General features: G+C 45.6%; 13 protein-coding genes. 5 read left to right on the top strand and 8 right to left on the bottom strand.

Annotation, left to right across the window (positions count from 1 at the left end; all coding sequences use genetic code 11):
- Positions 1 to 47: 47 nt before the first annotated feature.
- Positions 48 to 1,001 carry a MurR/RpiR family transcriptional regulator gene (locus H8K52_RS11870; protein WP_186923120.1) on the bottom strand — a complete coding sequence of 318 codons (954 nt, stop codon included), beginning with the start codon at positions 999 to 1,001 and terminating at the stop codon, positions 48 to 50.
- A 325-nt stretch (positions 1,002 to 1,326) separates the two neighbouring features.
- Here H8K52_RS11870 and H8K52_RS11865 point away from each other — a divergent pair, with 325 nt between their 5' ends.
- Positions 1,327 to 2,445: a succinylglutamate desuccinylase/aspartoacylase family protein gene (locus tag H8K52_RS11865; protein WP_186923119.1), complete on the top strand. Its 1,119-nt coding sequence runs from the start codon at positions 1,327 to 1,329 to the stop codon at positions 2,443 to 2,445.
- A gap of 31 nt (positions 2,446 to 2,476) precedes the next feature.
- Positions 2,477 to 3,868, top strand: coding sequence for a YfcC family protein (locus H8K52_RS11860; RefSeq protein ID WP_186923118.1), 1,392 nt, complete (start codon positions 2,477 to 2,479; stop codon positions 3,866 to 3,868).
- 82 nt (positions 3,869 to 3,950) lie between these two features.
- Here H8K52_RS11860 and H8K52_RS11855 read toward each other — a convergent pair whose 3' ends face one another.
- The 7 genes from H8K52_RS11855 to H8K52_RS11825 form a co-directional block, all read right to left on the bottom strand.
- The gene (locus H8K52_RS11855) at positions 3,951 to 4,484 is read right to left on the bottom strand and encodes a lipocalin family protein (RefSeq protein WP_186923117.1); all 534 of its coding nucleotides are present in this window, start codon (positions 4,482 to 4,484) and stop codon (positions 3,951 to 3,953) included.
- 223 nt (positions 4,485 to 4,707) lie between these two features.
- Complete coding sequence (locus H8K52_RS21605) at positions 4,708 to 5,541, bottom strand: peptidylprolyl isomerase (RefSeq protein ID WP_281387951.1); 834 nt, start codon at positions 5,539 to 5,541, stop codon at positions 4,708 to 4,710.
- Positions 5,542 to 5,674: 133 nt separating this feature from the next.
- Positions 5,675 to 6,541 (bottom strand): substrate-binding periplasmic protein, encoded by an 867-nt coding sequence (locus tag H8K52_RS11845; RefSeq protein ID WP_186923116.1) that lies wholly within the window; start codon positions 6,539 to 6,541, stop codon positions 5,675 to 5,677.
- A gap of 133 nt (positions 6,542 to 6,674) precedes the next feature.
- The gene (moeA, locus tag H8K52_RS11840; protein ID WP_186923115.1) at positions 6,675 to 7,958 is read right to left on the bottom strand and encodes a molybdopterin molybdotransferase MoeA; all 1,284 of its coding nucleotides are present in this window, start codon (positions 7,956 to 7,958) and stop codon (positions 6,675 to 6,677) included.
- 49 nt (positions 7,959 to 8,007) lie between these two features.
- Positions 8,008 to 8,661: a molybdenum cofactor guanylyltransferase MobA gene (gene mobA / locus H8K52_RS11835; RefSeq protein ID WP_186923114.1), complete on the bottom strand. Its 654-nt coding sequence runs from the start codon at positions 8,659 to 8,661 to the stop codon at positions 8,008 to 8,010.
- A 61-nt stretch (positions 8,662 to 8,722) separates the two neighbouring features.
- Entirely contained in the window at positions 8,723 to 9,871 is a 1,149-nt protein-coding gene (gene moaA / locus H8K52_RS11830; protein WP_186923113.1) for a GTP 3',8-cyclase MoaA, read from the bottom strand.
- A gap of 139 nt (positions 9,872 to 10,010) precedes the next feature.
- Complete coding sequence (locus tag H8K52_RS11825; protein ID WP_186923112.1) at positions 10,011 to 13,079, bottom strand: Rne/Rng family ribonuclease; 3,069 nt, start codon at positions 13,077 to 13,079, stop codon at positions 10,011 to 10,013.
- 688 nt (positions 13,080 to 13,767) lie between these two features.
- Here H8K52_RS11825 and H8K52_RS11820 point away from each other — a divergent pair.
- The 3 genes from H8K52_RS11820 to H8K52_RS11810 are packed head-to-tail and all read left to right on the top strand — an operon-like array spanning position 13,768 to position 15,886.
- A complete protein-coding gene (locus H8K52_RS11820) occupies positions 13,768 to 14,775 on the top strand; it encodes an RluA family pseudouridine synthase (protein ID WP_186923111.1) in 1,008 nt (335 codons plus the stop codon).
- A 59-nt stretch (positions 14,776 to 14,834) separates the two neighbouring features.
- A complete protein-coding gene (locus tag H8K52_RS11815) occupies positions 14,835 to 15,494 on the top strand; it encodes an HAD-IIIA family hydrolase (RefSeq protein WP_186923110.1) in 660 nt (219 codons plus the stop codon).
- 26 nt (positions 15,495 to 15,520) lie between these two features.
- Complete coding sequence (locus tag H8K52_RS11810; RefSeq protein WP_186923109.1) at positions 15,521 to 15,886, top strand: Rieske (2Fe-2S) protein; 366 nt, start codon at positions 15,521 to 15,523, stop codon at positions 15,884 to 15,886.
- Positions 15,887 to 15,940: the final 54 nt, after the last annotated feature.

The raw sequence follows: 15,940 nt of genomic DNA, 5'->3' as shown, positions 1-15,940 counted from the left end.
AGCACTGTTTCAAGTGCTCGTTGATTGATAAAAATAGGGAAGGGGAACTACTTTTTCGGCTTGCGACTTTCCAGTTGCATGGTTCTTGGTGCGTTATCGTTATTGTGTAAATAGCCTGAGAGCGCTTCTGTTAAGCGGATCGCTTTCTCAACGTTTTTCTTATTGGACACCATCATGCTGCTGACTAAAGCTTCGATGACGGCGGTTGCTGCGCTGGAGCTGCTAGCCAATACAGCATGGCTACTTGGCGCTAATAATAAATAATCGCCAAGCTGAGCAATGGGTGACGCGGATGAATCGGTGATCGCCACGATACATGTCGAATGTTTGCGTGCGAATTCAGTCAGGCGAATCACATCCAGGGCATAGCGCGGAAATGAAATGACGATCAACACATCTTTATCTGAAATACTTGCAAGGTTACCTGCCGCGACTTCAGTGCCACCGTAGGCGACGACTTCGACTACATGGTTGCAGTAGGGTTGCAGGTGTAATGCCAACATGCCAGCAAGATGCGAACTAATGCCAAAACCCATGATGTAGACGGTGCCGGCTTTTGCTAAGCGGGTGATGATTTGATCAATCTGGTCGTCGTTAATTCCTTGGCTCGCTGCATTGATATTCGCCAACGCGGATTGCAAACTAGCACCCATTGGTGATGACGTGTTTTTTCGACCTTCTATGGTATTGCGAAGTTTTTCGACTGGCGAAAAGATTTCTTGTACTGTTTCCGCGATTTTGTTTTTCAGTGCAGCGTAGTTTGTAAAATTCAGGTCTCGGGCAAAGCGACTGATGGTAGCAGTGGATACTTCACACTGTTCTGCCATATCTTCAATGCCTAAAGCAGTCACTTTGACTTGGTTACGTAGCAGATAATCAGCAATTCGTTTATAAGAAGATGAACCATCTTTTAGCTGCGCCATCAAGGCCTCACCTAAACTCGATTTGGCAAATACTAGATCGGGTGAGTGCGATTCGGTTGGTGTAAGGTTTTTTTTCATTTTTTGGATTTTGAAAAATTCTGAACAATCTCGATGACGAACTTTAGAACGAATCAAAATAAATTTCAATAGTTATTGTCAGATTTTTTTCATAAAGTTAGAATGTGTAAAAAATCAGACATAAAATTGTTGTTTCGTTTATTTTGGGTCTGATTTGTTGGGTAAAGGCTGGATTGATGAATAATTTTAAGTCGTTGATGTAGTGGGCAATATAGCGAGCAATATAGCGACAAACAAGCGGTAGCCACACGTAAAGAGATGCCAGCCTGCACTGCCAAACGTATTTTGTATTGATTGAAAAATAGACGAGAGAGAGTACCGAACTATGCGAATTGAAAACCATCCATTGCCAGCGATTAGTGCAGGCACCACACGCCAAATAACCAGCTTGCATTTCGGCCATGCGAAGAGTGCACAGAAAGTGTACATCCAGTCATCCTTGCATGCGGATGAGATTCCCGGCATGTTGGTCAGTCATTATTTGCGACAGAGCTTACTCGCTTTAGAGCAAGCTAATGCCATAGTGGGTGAGATTGTCTTAGTTCCGGTTGCTAATCCGATCGGTCTGGCGCAAGACATACAAGGAAGCGCCTTTGGTCGCTTTGATTTGGCAACGGGAATTAATTTTAACCGTGCCTATCAATATTTGACGCCAGCGTTGGTCGAGAAACTAGCTGGTTGTTTGAGTACAGATGCGACCGAAAATGTCGCGTTGATACGACGCGAAGCTCTCGCGATTTTAGCGCAGTTGCAGCCAGCGAATGAGGCCGCAGCACTCAAAAAAATTCTACAAACTTTAGCGATTGATGCAGACATCGTGCTCGATTTGCATTGCGATAATCAAGCAGTGATGCATCTCTACACTGGCACGCCCTTAGCCGAAGCAACGATGCCTTTGGGACGGTATTTAGGTGCGCGTGCTGTGTTGTTGTCGGTGCTCTCTGGTGATGATCCATTTGACGAATCATGTTCACGACATTGGTGGGAATTAGCGCAGCACTTTGGCTCGGCGACGCCGATTCCTCTGGGGTGTCAAGCGATTACGATTGAGTTACGTGGCGAGAGTGATTTGTCCCATGAGCTTGCGCAGCAAGATGCGAATGCGATTTTGCAATTCTTGATTCAATCTGGACATATAGGTGGTACAGCAGCACCAATGCCTGAGGCGCTTTGTCAAGCAACCCCGCTGGAAGGGTCAGAACCAATTGTTGCGGCACATGCAGGTGCTTTGGTGTTCACCAAGAACACTGGAGACATGGTTGCTGCTGGTGAATCCATTGGGGATGTGATTGATCCCATCACTGGTGCCGTCACGCCGATGATTTCTAGCGTATCTGGTGTGCTGTATGCCCGAGTCGCCAGACGTTATGCGCAACATGGCATGCGGGTCGCGAAAGTCGCTGGAACAAAGGCTTATCGGCACGGTAATTTATTGTCGATGTAAATCGATTGAAAAGAGTAAATGGAGACTTAGCATGTTAAAAAAAATCAGAATGCCCAATACCTTCGTGTTGCTGTTTTCGCTGTTGGTGATGCTTGCGATTTCCACCTGGTTTGTACCGGGCGGCAAATACGAAACGCAAGTGATCAATGGTAAAACCGTGATTGATCCAAGTTCGTTTCATTATGTCGCTAGCAACCCTCAGGGCTTTGTCGATTTGATGATGTCACCGATCAAAGGATTTGTGGAAGCCGCTTTGATTATCGGCTTTGTCTTGATCGTTGGCGGGGCTTTTGCCGTTTTACAAAAGACACAGGCGATCGATTCGATGATCAAATCGGTAGCCTTAGCGCATACACGTTCATCCTTAGTTCGGGTCATGATTATTCCGGTGTTTGTCACCTTATTTTCATTGGGGGGCGCTAGTTTTGGGATGGCAGAGGAAGCAATCCCATTCGTGATGATTTTTATTCCATTGGCGTTGGCCTTGGGGTATGACTCAATTGTCGGTGTATCGATTCCGTTTGTAGGTTCACAGGTTGGATTTGCCGCTGCTTTTTTAAATCCATTTAATGTCGGCATTGCGCAAGGTATCGCTGGTGTGCCAGTATTTTCAGGTATCGCTTTTCGCTTGGTCGTTTGGTTTTTGGCTACCGCTTTGACCATTGCGTTTTTGATGTGGTACGCGGCAAGAATTAAAAAGAATCCAGAGCTCTCACCAACGTATGCGATTGATCAAGAACGACGTGCGCAAAAGCAGGATCATGAACTGAGTACATTTGAGGGAATGACCAAGATTCATAAAGCGGTGCTCTGGATGTTTGTTGCGACCTTGAGTGTGATGGTTTTTGGAGTCGTAAAATATGAATGGTTCATTAATGAAATCGCCGCTTTGTTTTTAGTCATGGCGATCCTAGTTGGGATAGTAGGGCGTTTGAGCTCTGATGAATTTGTTGATGCTTTTATTCAAGGAGCCAAAGATTTAATTACGACGGCACTCGTGATCGCGCTGGCGCGCGCCACCATGATTTTGGCGCGTGATGCGCATATCATTGACACCATGTTGTTTCATTTGACGCCTTTAGTGCAGTCAGCCAATCCTGTGTTTGCAGCTCACAAAATGTTTGTGATTCAGTCTGTGATTAATTTCTTTATTCATTCAGGTAGCGGGCAGGCGGCCTTGACGATGCCGATCATGGCGCCGCTATCAGACCTCGTCGGTGTATCGCGTCAAACGGCCGTTCTGGCTTTTCAATTTGGTGAGTTCACCACACCGATGATTCCAACCTCTGGCATCACTGTGGGGGTTTTGGCGTTAGCACGCATACCTTGGGTAACTTGGGCGAAATGGATGATTCCTTTGCAGGCGATCTATTTTGTTTTAGCCTTAATTATGTTGGCAATCGCTTGTCAGCTCAATTGGTAGACATGCCGGACCATTGTTTGGCTTGATAAAGAACGCCCTGATCGACATTTGAAGATCAGGGCGTTTCAACTTTACTTAGCACTTATTTGAGAGGATTACTTTGAGGGCTAACTTGAAATTGCGTGCGGAGATAGCCTAAGGTCTCGGCTTTATCTAAAAGTCGTTTTTGGATCGCGGGATCAAGCTCTGGTGTGCGTGACAGTATCCAGCCATATTTGCGACTGGGTTCTCCCACTAAGACCCACTGATAATTTGGATCTAAGTCGAGTACCCAGTAATTACCATAAAACGGGCGAAAAAAGCTCACTCGCAGTTTGGCGTTGTTACTGGCCTCGACCACTTTGGCGATGCCATTTGCTTGTTCAATGCTACCGTCTTTAGTTCGGCAGCGATTGATGACACGGATGTCTTGATTCTCAAGTTGATATTCTGCTTGGGTATCTGCAACACACATCGATTGAAAACTATTGGGTATAAAACTGACTTGATACCATTTGCCGAGATAGGGCGTGAGCTCGAGCTGTTTCACTGTTTCCATCGGTGCATATTTCTCATTGCACGCCGTAAGTAAACTTGCTGCGGTTAAGAGGCTAACCACCAAGGTAGGTATTCGCATATTACGCCTGTTTGTTATGAGTGACAGCTTCACGATACATCAATATTGGGGCGAATAGTTGACTTTCTTACTCATCGATTTCTCAGATATTTTGTGCGGGAATCTTGCTTTTGGAACTCGCTAAAGGATAAAAAAAGGGTCGACTATACAAGCCGACCCCAAGAGGGAGAGTAAACCTTAATCATTGCCAGTCATTGCAAGTCAATGCAAGGCAGCGCCAAATTTATTTGGTTTGGAGCATGGTATTGATAAGAATATTGTTGACTGGGACATCATTGAGACCTGAACGCGTTGTGGTCGGTACCGCTTGAATTTTATCTACGACATCAAGGCCAGACAGTACTTTTCCAAATGCGGCATAGCCATCAACTGCGTCGAATGATTTATTATCGACAGCGTTGATAAAGAATTGCGAAGTCGCTGAATCAAACACAGAAGTCCGAGCCATTGCAATCGTGCCACGTAAGTTGCTCAATCCATTTCCAGCTTCTAACTTGATTGGTGCTTGTGTTGCTGGCTGAGATAAGTCGGCGGTAAATCCTCCTCCTTGAATCATGAAATTTTTGATGACACGATGAAAAATCTTGTTCACATAAAAACCAGACTCAACATAATTCAAAAAGTTATCGACCGTGATTGGTGCTTTTGCGGGATTGAGCTCGATAACAATATTGCCTAAAGAGGTATTCATGGTCACCTGCGGTTGTGCGGCAAGTGGGATTGTTAGATTGCCTGTGTAGAGCGAATTTTTATTGCCGTCAGTAATGATGACGGGAACGCTGCCGACCCCAACGAGTTTGCAACTGAAGACTTTTTGCGTTGCTGTACTTCCCGTTAATTCGGTAATTTTCAGGCAGCCCGGGTGGGATAAATTAATGCCCATATCTAGGTTTTGTCCTTTGACCGTCATGACACTGGTTTTGCGGTAAACCAGTTGATCGGTAGTGACTTCTGATACGCTGACTTTTTTCTGCGGTGTTGATGTGGCATTGTCGCTGCCGCCACCGCATGCGGTTAAGGCGATGGTGCAGCTGATGAATAAAAGTTTTGATTTCAAGTGGAACTCCAAGAGCTTGATGACGAAGTCTTGGAGTATAGGGTGAGCTCTTAGAATCAGAAATTGTTTTCCTGTCCTAATTTTGTAGACAGTTGTATGCTTTTGTAAAAGTTGTGAGTCGTACTAACGCTAATTATTTTGTATTGTTTTTTATTTTTTTATCGATTGCGACCATTTTTTTCAAACTGCGATTGATCTGCTGAATTAATTTTGGATTTTGTCCGCGCAGAATAGCAAAACGAATGCCGTCTTTCAAAACGGGGTTTGCCAACACCACAAAGCGCGCTCGTTGATTCGATTGTTCGTCGGTTTCATTTGGAATTTTAATTTTGTGAATAAGTTCTTCAACGTCTCGCGGATTGGTGAGTGCGCTTGAGAAAATAATGGCATCGACTTGTCGATTACTAAGTTTTTTTAATCGTGGTCCATATGCATCGATATCATCGTCAGTTTTGAATAGAATGTTTCTTTGCTGATCGAATTCACCACCATACTTTGATCCTCGCACGACGCCTATTGTTTTGCCTTTTAAATCTTGAATTGAATTAAATTCGAATTGTCGATCAGCTGGGGTCACTAGCCATAAATACTGGTAAAGCGCAGGTTCTGAAAAGTCGAAGATCGCTTCGCGCTCGGGGGTTAAACTCAATCCAAAAATCAGACCACCTTCGGTACTGGCGATTTTTACTGCGCGGTTCCAAGGATAGAGTTGAAGTTGGAACTGAATCGATAAATCTTTTTCGATAGCCGCAAAAATCTTTGTGAATCGCTCAGGAATAGGCGTTAGCTCTCCTTTTTCATTGCGATTTTCACCTGAGAGTAAAGGAACTTTGGTTTGTGCAAAAGCAGCTTGCGCGATGCTTATCGTCACTATCAAGAAAAGTGCAAGGCTTAAGCTCGAAAACCACCCGATGAAGCGTGAAGGAGCATCGACGAGGTGGCATTGCTGCGCTCGTCGCAATTGCTTAGGTTTGTCAATTAGCAGGTCTATTTCTCGCATCGTGCTCAGTAAGTCTAGATAATTGCCGTGTTGCAATTATAAATGTGAATGGCGTATTGGAACACGATCTCTGCAAGATTAGGCAAACATGTGAACAGTTTTGTTTGTTTTGAGGATGAAATGCCAAAAAACTCTACATTAAGCCCTCAAACAATAAGATATCCACTAAGTTGCCAGCGTCAATGTTAGCTTGATCATCATGTAATACGATCATGCAATTCGCTTCAGACATCGAGCGAAGCACGCCTGATCCCTGGTTTCCTGTAATGGCCACTTCTAATTGGCCATGTGAATTTCGCTTCGCAATTCCACGCTGGTATTCGGTACGTCCACAGCGTTTGCGGATCCCGTCTCGTGAAATCGCAGGAACTAGTAGCGGTGGAATTTGATTCGCGCCGATTGCTTGCTGTAAGGCCTGTTTAACAAAAAAATAAAAAGTCACCATAACCGCGACTGGATTGCCGGGTAAGCCAAATAGGTAGGCCGATTTCCCATTTGATTGAATCGCGCCAAATGCCATAGGTCGTCCTGGTCGCATGGCGATAGTCCAGAAATCAACTTGCCCTAATTTTGCCATCACGTGCTTGGTGTAATCAGCCGCGCCAACAGACACGCCGCCTGAGGTGATGATCACATCTGCTTGCGCACATGCAGACCGCAATGCCTGCTCTAAGGCTTCGGGGTGATCTTTGATGACACCCATGTCAATGATGTCGCAGCCAAGGCGCGACAACATGCCGTAAACAGTATAGCGATTGCTGTCATAGATGCATCCAGGTTCTAGAGGCTGGCCAAGTGTGCGTACTTCATCGCCGGTTGAAAAGTAAGCGACTCTGAGTCGCCTTTGAACGTGTACCGTAGCGATGCCTAATGAGGCAAGTAAGCCAAGCTCCGCCGCTCCAATTGTTTTTCCTTTGGCGATTGCACATTTACCAATTTGTAAGTCTTCACCTCGTAGACGACAATTCTCGCCTGGTCGAAGCAAATTCGCTGGAATATTGATTTTGGTATCTGTTAAAGTCGACGTTAGCTCTTGTGGCACAACGGTGTCGCAGGAATCGGGCATGACCGCACCAGTCATGATTCTGATACAGGTACCGGCTAGGACTTGCTTAGTGTAAGGATGGCCTGCAAAAGCTTCACCCGCTATGGTCAAACTTAGAGCTTGATCCGTGAGCATCTGCGCACCATGAAAAGCGTAACCATCCATGGCTGAATTATTGTGGGCAGGAACGTCAATTGGCGATAACACGTCGTGTGTTAATACCCGACCAAGCGCCGATTTTAAGTCAACTTCTTCAGATTCGGCAATCGGTCTAATGTGCGCTTGTATCCAATTTTGTGCTTGAGCAACCGATAAGAACTGGCTCTCTTTTTGCTGCACGATGTTGTTTTGTATAACGTTTACTTGGTTCATAAATACAGATTCTTTAATGAATTAAAGATAATGTTAACTTGGATTGCTATCAATTCGATGCGGCTTTTGTGGTGTGTGTGTCGGCATCAGTCGCGAATTGCATGAGTTCTTCTCTTGTATTGATATTGCGAAAATCAGCGCTATGGTCAAATGCGACTTCGACGATCTTTAAATCTTGATACCAATCACTGACTTTGCGGCCGCCATTGTTGAGAAACGTTTCCAAATTGGATTTTAAGTCAGTTCTGAGCAGACAAAAAACAGGCTGCTGTTGCCATCGCGTGCCCAGTTCCTGTGAAACTGTTTCTGCTTCGGCGGTTATGACGACGGCAATTTGAGCTTGCTCCTGCGTCAAAGCTTCAGCAAGTTTTTCGACCAGATTAAGTGGTAAAAAAGGGGAGTCGCACGGTGCCGTCACTAAAAAATCGGTGGTGCAAAGCGATAAGCCCGCATGGATGCCAGCGAGCGGACCTGCGTAGTCGGGAATGAGGTCACCGACTAAGTAGTCGGAAAATTGTGCATATTGATCTGTATCTTGATTGACGTTGATCATAAGCTGAGTAACTTGCGGACTTAGCCTGCGCACCACATGTGCAACCATGGCTTCGTTCTTGAATGCTTGCAGACCTTTATTGACTTGCCCCATACGCATACCGCGACCACCTGCCAATATCAAGCCAGTAATTTGTTTAATGGGAATCATCTTGATCGTTTTTATAAATGAGTTGAGTTCGCTAGGTAAATTTTTTGAATAACAAAATTCTTCACCCGCCGATATAAGACATCTCGATTTTTTGTGATTTTGTGCTTGATCCATCGCTCGCGATGCGACGTAATTCAGAATAGCGGTCACCACGATTTTGCCAGATAGCTGCGATTAAGTTGGAAATCGTCGTATCGCTGTGCGTCAATACTTGATCTGGCACAGGGTTTCGCAAATATTGACGTAAGTCGTAACCTTGGCTGGCAAACAAGCAGGTGTATAACATGCCCTGCGTAGAGAGTCGTGCGCGACTGCAATCACGACAAAAAGCTTGGCTAACGCTAGAGATGAAACCAAGTTCTCCTTGCCCATCGAGATGTTGGTAGCGTGCAGCGGTCTCACTTTTGTTGTTTGGCTGGAGTCGGGTCAAGGGCATACCGGCTTGTGCCAACGTGTCGATAATCTGCGCCGAGGACATGACTTCATCGAGACACCAGGCATTCGATGAACCAACATCCATGTATTCAATGAAACGTAAAATATGCGGTGTGTTTTTGAAATATCGCGCCATCCCAACGACTTGGTTAGCGTTGACATTTTTTTTAACAACCATATTGATTTTAATTTGCTTAAATCCAGCAGACTCGGCCGCCTGTATTCCTTCAAGCACTTGCGTCACTGGGAAGTCGACGTCATTCATTTGTCTAAAAATGTCGTCATCGAGTGCATCAAGTGAGACGGTCAATCGATTTAGTCCTGCTTCTTTTAAACTCTGTGCTTTTTGCTTTAATAGGGCAGCATTCGTTGTCAAGGTAAGGTCAATTTTTTGATGATCGATTGTGCGTAGTGCACTGAGCATGCGTATTAGCTCTTCTAAATTTTTTCTTAGCAATGGTTCGCCGCCAGTTAAGCGAATTTTTGTCACGCCATGAGCGACAAAAATCTCTGCTAGCCTCGTGATCTCTTCAAAGCTGAGCAAATCACTTTGGGGTAAATAGACATAATCTTTGTTGAACACTTCTTTCGGCATGCAATATGTGCAGCGAAAATTACAGCGATCGGTTACTGAAATTCTCAAGTCTTGTAACGGCCGATGTAAGCGGTCTTCGAGCTTTCCAATTGGAATTGGTGACGATAAATTATTCCAAGATAAATCCATTGGATTACCGACCGTAGGAAGCATTGTTATTGGAATGAATTTAGTAGACATGGGTCAAAAAAGGCGGCAAGACAATGTTAAGCACAATATCACGAGTGCCTATTTTTTGTTGTCGATTGAATAGATTTGATTGATAAAAAAACAGCCCAGCACTTAAAGTGACTGGGCTGTATTTAATAGCGGATGTCGACTATTTTTTTGTTTCTACAAAAACTAAAGGCTCATCAGCGACGGCAGCTACAGGTTTGCGTTCACGTCCGAGGCGAGGCGCAACAAGCACTTGATTAGATGCCTCTTGCGCAGCTTTCAATTTGACTGGGTCAGTTGCAGCTAATACTAAGCCAGCCTGTGCTAAGACGGAGCCTAAATCAACGGCTGGTACCGTTGTAGCTTCTTGTGCAGCTGATTGTGTCGGGGCTTCTGAAGTAGTTGTCTCAGCGAACATTGGCAGTGTTTCATTGAGCGCCACTGTCGTGGTCGTTGGTGTCACATCGACCTGTGGTTGAGAAACTTCAGTAATTGTTTTTACCTCAACAACTGGCGTTGTATCCTCTGAGTTAGGACTGACGTCAGCAGTAGACTCCACGGCAACAGGCTCAACAGCAACAGGCTCAACAGCAACAGGCTCAACAACAGCGGTTGTCGGCGCAATTACATGCTCAGCGATCGAAGCAATTGCCAATTCAGGCTGGATTGCTGCATCTACGTTTGCAGGTGCTGCTGTATCAGCTTGAGTTGTAATGACAGTATTGACCGGTTCAATTACTAACTCTTTTGTGATTGCAGGAGCAAGATCGAGGCTAGTTTGTACTGGTTGTTCCGCTGCTATTTCAACGCTTGCGATATTTGCTTGAGCAGCGTTTTCAGTAGTCGCCGGCGTGTCAACAGTAATAGGTGCGTTAATCATTAAATCTGCAACGGGTATGAATGCCGGAGGATCGTCATGCTTTTGTTCCGCACTTGTTTCATTCAGATTGCTTGTCAACTCAGAATTGTCTGCACCGTTACGATCGCGACGATTACGGTTGCGACCGCCACGACGGCGACGACGGCCCTCCTCAGCTTGTTGCTCAGTGCCATCTTGCTCTTGCGCTACCACAAGGTTTTCGCGAGGTTCACGAACTTCCTGATTTTTTGGCTTATTAAGTGCGGGTGCCGTGACAATGCTAACGGCTGCTGGGTTGGTCAATTCTTCAGTTTTGCTCTCTGAATTGCCGGATTCCTTCTTAGCATCGCGTTGGCGTTGTTGACGATCACGACGACCTTCTTGGCCTTCTTTTTCTTCACGTGGTGGACGAGCTGGTTTGCCTTGACGTGTTTGTGCTTGTGTCTCGGCAGCCGGCTTCGTTACGTCTTTCTCTGCAGCGCGATTGGTATTGCCATTCGCGTTTGGACTAGTACTTGCAGGACGATCTTCTTCGGCGCCGGTACGCGCATTGCGGCCATTGCGACCATTCTGCCCACGATTGCGTTGTCGATTGCGATCATTTCGGTCGCGACCGTGTTTTGGTTTTTCTTCTGGTACTGGTGTTTTCTGCTCTGTACTACCGAAGAGAGAACTGAAAAATTTCGCAATGCCAGCAAATAAACCACCACCATTTGATTCTTTGACTTCCACGGCAACAGGTGCAGGCTTACGCTCAACGATCGGTGCAGTTTCTGGTGTGATGCTCTTTACCACAGCTTCTTGACGTGGTTTGACATCATCTTTCTGACGTTTGCTGTAACCAATGTCCGTATCTGCTTGTTCTGCCATTGCATAGCTGACGTGCGCTTCTTCCAAGCGTGGATCGTCATGTTTCAAACGATCGAGTTTGTAATGTGGCGTTTCCAAGTGTTTATTTGGAATCAAGATTGCAGTCACACGATGACGGTTTTCAATTTTCAGGATTTCGCCACGCTTCTCATTCAATAAGAAGGCTGCGACATCGACTGGAACTTGGACGTGGATCGCTGCCGAGTTTTCCTTCATCGCTTCTTCTTGGATAATACGCAAGACTTGCAATGCGGAAGATTCGGTATCACGGATATGGCCAGTGCCGTTACAACGAGGGCAAGTGACATGGCTACCTTCTGAAAGAGAAGGGCGCAGGCGTTGACGGGATAATTCCATTAAGCCGAAACGGGAAATCTTACCCATTTGAACGCGAGCGCGGTCATAGCGCAGAGCATCTTTCAAACGAGTTTCCACTTCGCGTTGATTCTTGGCGTTTTCCATGTCGATAAAATCGATCACGATCAAACCACCCAAGTCACGCAAACGTAATTGACGCGCAACTTCTTCAGCCGCTTCACAATTGGTGTTGAATGCCGTTGTTTCGATGTCGCCACCACGTGTTGCACGGGCGGAGTTGACGTCCACTGAAACTAACGCTTCTGTATGGTCAATTACGATCGCGCCGCCAGATGGCAAAGGCACAGTGCGTGAGTACGCTGTTTCAATCTGATGCTCAATTTGGAAGCGTGAAAACAATGGCACGTCGTCGCTGTAGCGCTTTACACGGTGCACCATGTCGGGCATCACGTGGCTCATAAACTGCTGTGCTTGTTCGTAGATGTCGTCGGTGTCAATCAGGATTTCGCCGATATCCGGTTGGAAATAATCGCGGATCGCACGGATCACCAAAGAGGATTCTTGATAAATCAGGAAAGCGCCTTGTGCAGATTTGCCAGCGCCATCAATCGCGCGCCACAGTTGCATCAGGTAGTTGAGATCCCACTGCAATTCATCGACATTGCGGCCAATACCAGCGGTACGAGCAATAACGGACATGCCTTGTGGTAAGTCCAACTTGTCCATGGTTTCGCGTAATTCTTGACGATCTTCGCCCTCAACGCGGCGGGAAACACCACCACCACGCGGGTTGTTTGGCATCAAGACCAAATAACGACCAGCCAAAGAAATAAAGGAAGTCAAAGCCGCGCCTTTATTGCCGCGTTCTTCTTTTTCTACTTGAACGATGATTTCTTGGCCTTCGCGCAAGGCATCTTTAATCGATGAATTGCGGACGTCGATACCTTCTTTGAAGTAACTGCGAGCAACTTCTTTGAAAGGTAAAAAGCCGTGACGTTCTTCGCCATAATTGACGAAACAGGCTTCTAAGGAAGGTTCGATGCGTGTAATAACACCTTTGTAGATATTCGATTTACGGAGTTCGCGTCCAGTAGTTTCGATATCGATGTCAATCAGTTTTTGCCCATTGACGATTGCTACGCGCAACTCTTCTTGCTGCGTAGCATTAAACAGCATACGTTTCATATTTTTCTCCATGGCATCTAAGCCATATTTCACTACTGCCAGCTAGGCTGAACAATCGTGACGTGCTTACATTGGATGTATGCGAGAGCGGAGAGTTTGAGGGGGCGGGAAATGCCACTGACACAAAGAAATTTAAAAAATAATCCTAAGAGCGATCAGCATAAAGCTGGAATCATTCACGGAAATCCATTAACTCTTTTGTGCGCTTGGCGCGGATGGCTTTTTACCTGGGGCGAGTGCACATGTCTCCGAATGTTCTGGCTTGCATTTCGCCATCCTTGGATACGAAACAGAGTTACATCAAGCAAATAATCATTCAGGCGATGCGCAACTTTCTAATACTTATTAGTGTCAAAGCGCTTGCTGTTCAATGTCAGGCAAAGCGTACGACTAAATCGACCGGTACTGTTAAAACCATCAACCGGCAAGCCAGCGAATTTATGTCAATTCGCATCTCTTGCCAGACTTATCCTTATATTTCAAACTTTCTGATCCAAATCGCTTTGCATGAGTCCGATTGCCACAATTGGTTGCAACCTTGACCTGCAAAAAACGATGTGCATACACATCTTTTCTATCGAATTTGCAAAATGGCGAGGCCGATAGACACGCCCCTGTGTAGAATAGTCGTCTTTCTTACACATGCTGAAGCTTTGTGAGCTCTAGCCTCAGGGATTATATATTCAAAATGAAGGACTTAGCGATAAATATGGGTGGAAACTCTCAAAAACCATCCAAAATAGCTGAAGGGCAGACCGCCTCGCAAACTTTTGCACAAGTGCAACTCATTACAATCACTGAAGAGGATGCTGGTCAGCGTATTGATAACTTTTTGTTGCGTATCTGCAAAGGTGTACCAAAAAGTCATGTTTATCGGATTTTGCGGTCTGGTGAAGTGCGTGTGAATAAAGGGCGTATTGATCAGTTGTATCGCTTGAAAGAGGGTGATGTTGTACGCGTTCCGCCGACACGAATTGCTGAAAAAGAGACGACGCATGTTCCAGGAGCGGAATTTGCGATTGTGTTTGAAGATAGTCATTTGTTAATTATTGATAAACCAGCCGGTGTTGCGGTGCATGGTGGTTCTGGCGTCAGTTTTGGTGTTATTGAGCAACTTCGTGCCTCACGCCCTGATGCCAAGTTCCTTGAATTGGTACATCGTTTAGATAGAGAAACCTCAGGAATACTGTTGTTAGCAAAGAAACGTTCGGCTTTGGTTAATCTGCATGAACAAATGCGCGATGGTGAAACGGACAAGCGCTATCTCACTTTGGTGGCGGGCGATTGGAAAAACCAAAGGCAGCACATTAAATTACCTTTACATAAATATACGACGGCAGACGGTGAACGCCGCGTGCGCGTGCAAGCCGATGGCATGGAATCGCACACCGTATTTACCTTGAAGAAAAAATATACCGATTTCGCACTGTTAGAGGCGGAACTAAAAACCGGTCGCACCCATCAGATCCGCGTGCATTTGTCTTCCAGCGGTTTTGCGATTGCAGGCGATGATAAATATGGCGATTTTGCTTTGAATCGCGCCTTGTTAAAGGCGACTGACAGTCGTGGCGCATTAAAGCGTATGTTTCTGCATGCGCATCAAATCACGTTTATCCATCCAGATAGCGGTAAACAAATGACTTTGAATGCACCCTTGCCCAAAGAATGTGAAAAATTTTTGCAAAGCTTGAGCTGATGTTGAATCAAAATTTTGACTAAGGGTTTTAAGTTTGCAGTTTAGAAAAATACGGAAATATGGCAAAAAAATTATTTGATTTTATTGTATTTGATTGGGATGGCACCTTAATGGACAGCACAGCCACGATCGTCAAATGCATACAGGCGGCCGCTAGAGATTTGCATCTTCCTGTACCTGATGACGTCGCTGCAGCGCACGTAATTGGATTAGGGCTGGGCGATGCAATGCAAGCAGTCTTGCCGGATGTCGACCCCAAGTATTATCCAAAAATGGTCGAGCGTTATCGTTATCACTATTTGGTGCGTGATCATGAACTGCCGTTATTTCCTGGTGTGAAAGAAATGTTGAGTGACTTGGCGCAGCAGGGATATTTTTTAGCGGTCGCCACTGGCAAGAGCCGTGTTGGCTTAAATCGGGCGATGAACAGTGTTAATGTGCTGTCGATGTTTGATGCTACGCGTTGTGCTGATGAAACTTTTTCAAAACCACATCCTGCCATGTTGCAAGAGTTGACCCGCGAGTTGGGGCAAGATATGCAGCGCACCTTAATGATTGGCGATACAACGCACGATTTGTTAATGGCAGCCAATGCAGGTGCAGGTGCGGTAGCGGTCGAGTATGGTGCACACGACATTGGTTTATTAGCGAGTGTTCCAACTTTGTATTCAGCAAAAAATGTCTTGGATTTGCATCAGTGGCTATCGGAAAACGCCTGATGCAAATGAGAAAAAGAGAGTGATTTATGACAGCGATATTTATTTGTAATTCGGATGAATTAGCAGAAGGTGGAAAAGGAATTCGTTTTCCATTGTTGGCTGGTAGCGATGAAGCGACTGGCTTTGTCGTGCGCTACGACGGTGGCGCCCATGGCTATCTCAATCGATGCTCGCACGTGCCGGTTGAATTGGATTGGTCGCCTGGGGAATTTTTCGAAAGCAGTGGCTTGTATATTATGTGCGCAACCCATGGTGCGATCTATGTTCCAGAAACCGGACATTGCACTGGAGGACCTTGTCGCGGTGGACGTTTGCGCAAAATACAAGTTACCGAGGTGGATGGAAAAATATGCTGGCAGCCGGATGATTACTTAACTGCAAAGCCAACGTAGTCCAATTAGGCAGGCTTTAATTTCTTTAATCTTACAAATCATTTAGATAGTTAA

It is taken from the genome of Affinundibacterium seohonense, assembly GCF_014284305.1.
Taxonomy (GTDB): Bacteria; Pseudomonadota; Gammaproteobacteria; order Burkholderiales; family Burkholderiaceae_D; genus Undibacterium; species Undibacterium seohonense.
The sequence above is the reverse complement of the archived record's forward strand: the minus strand, read 5'-3'. Positions and strand labels throughout refer to the sequence as shown.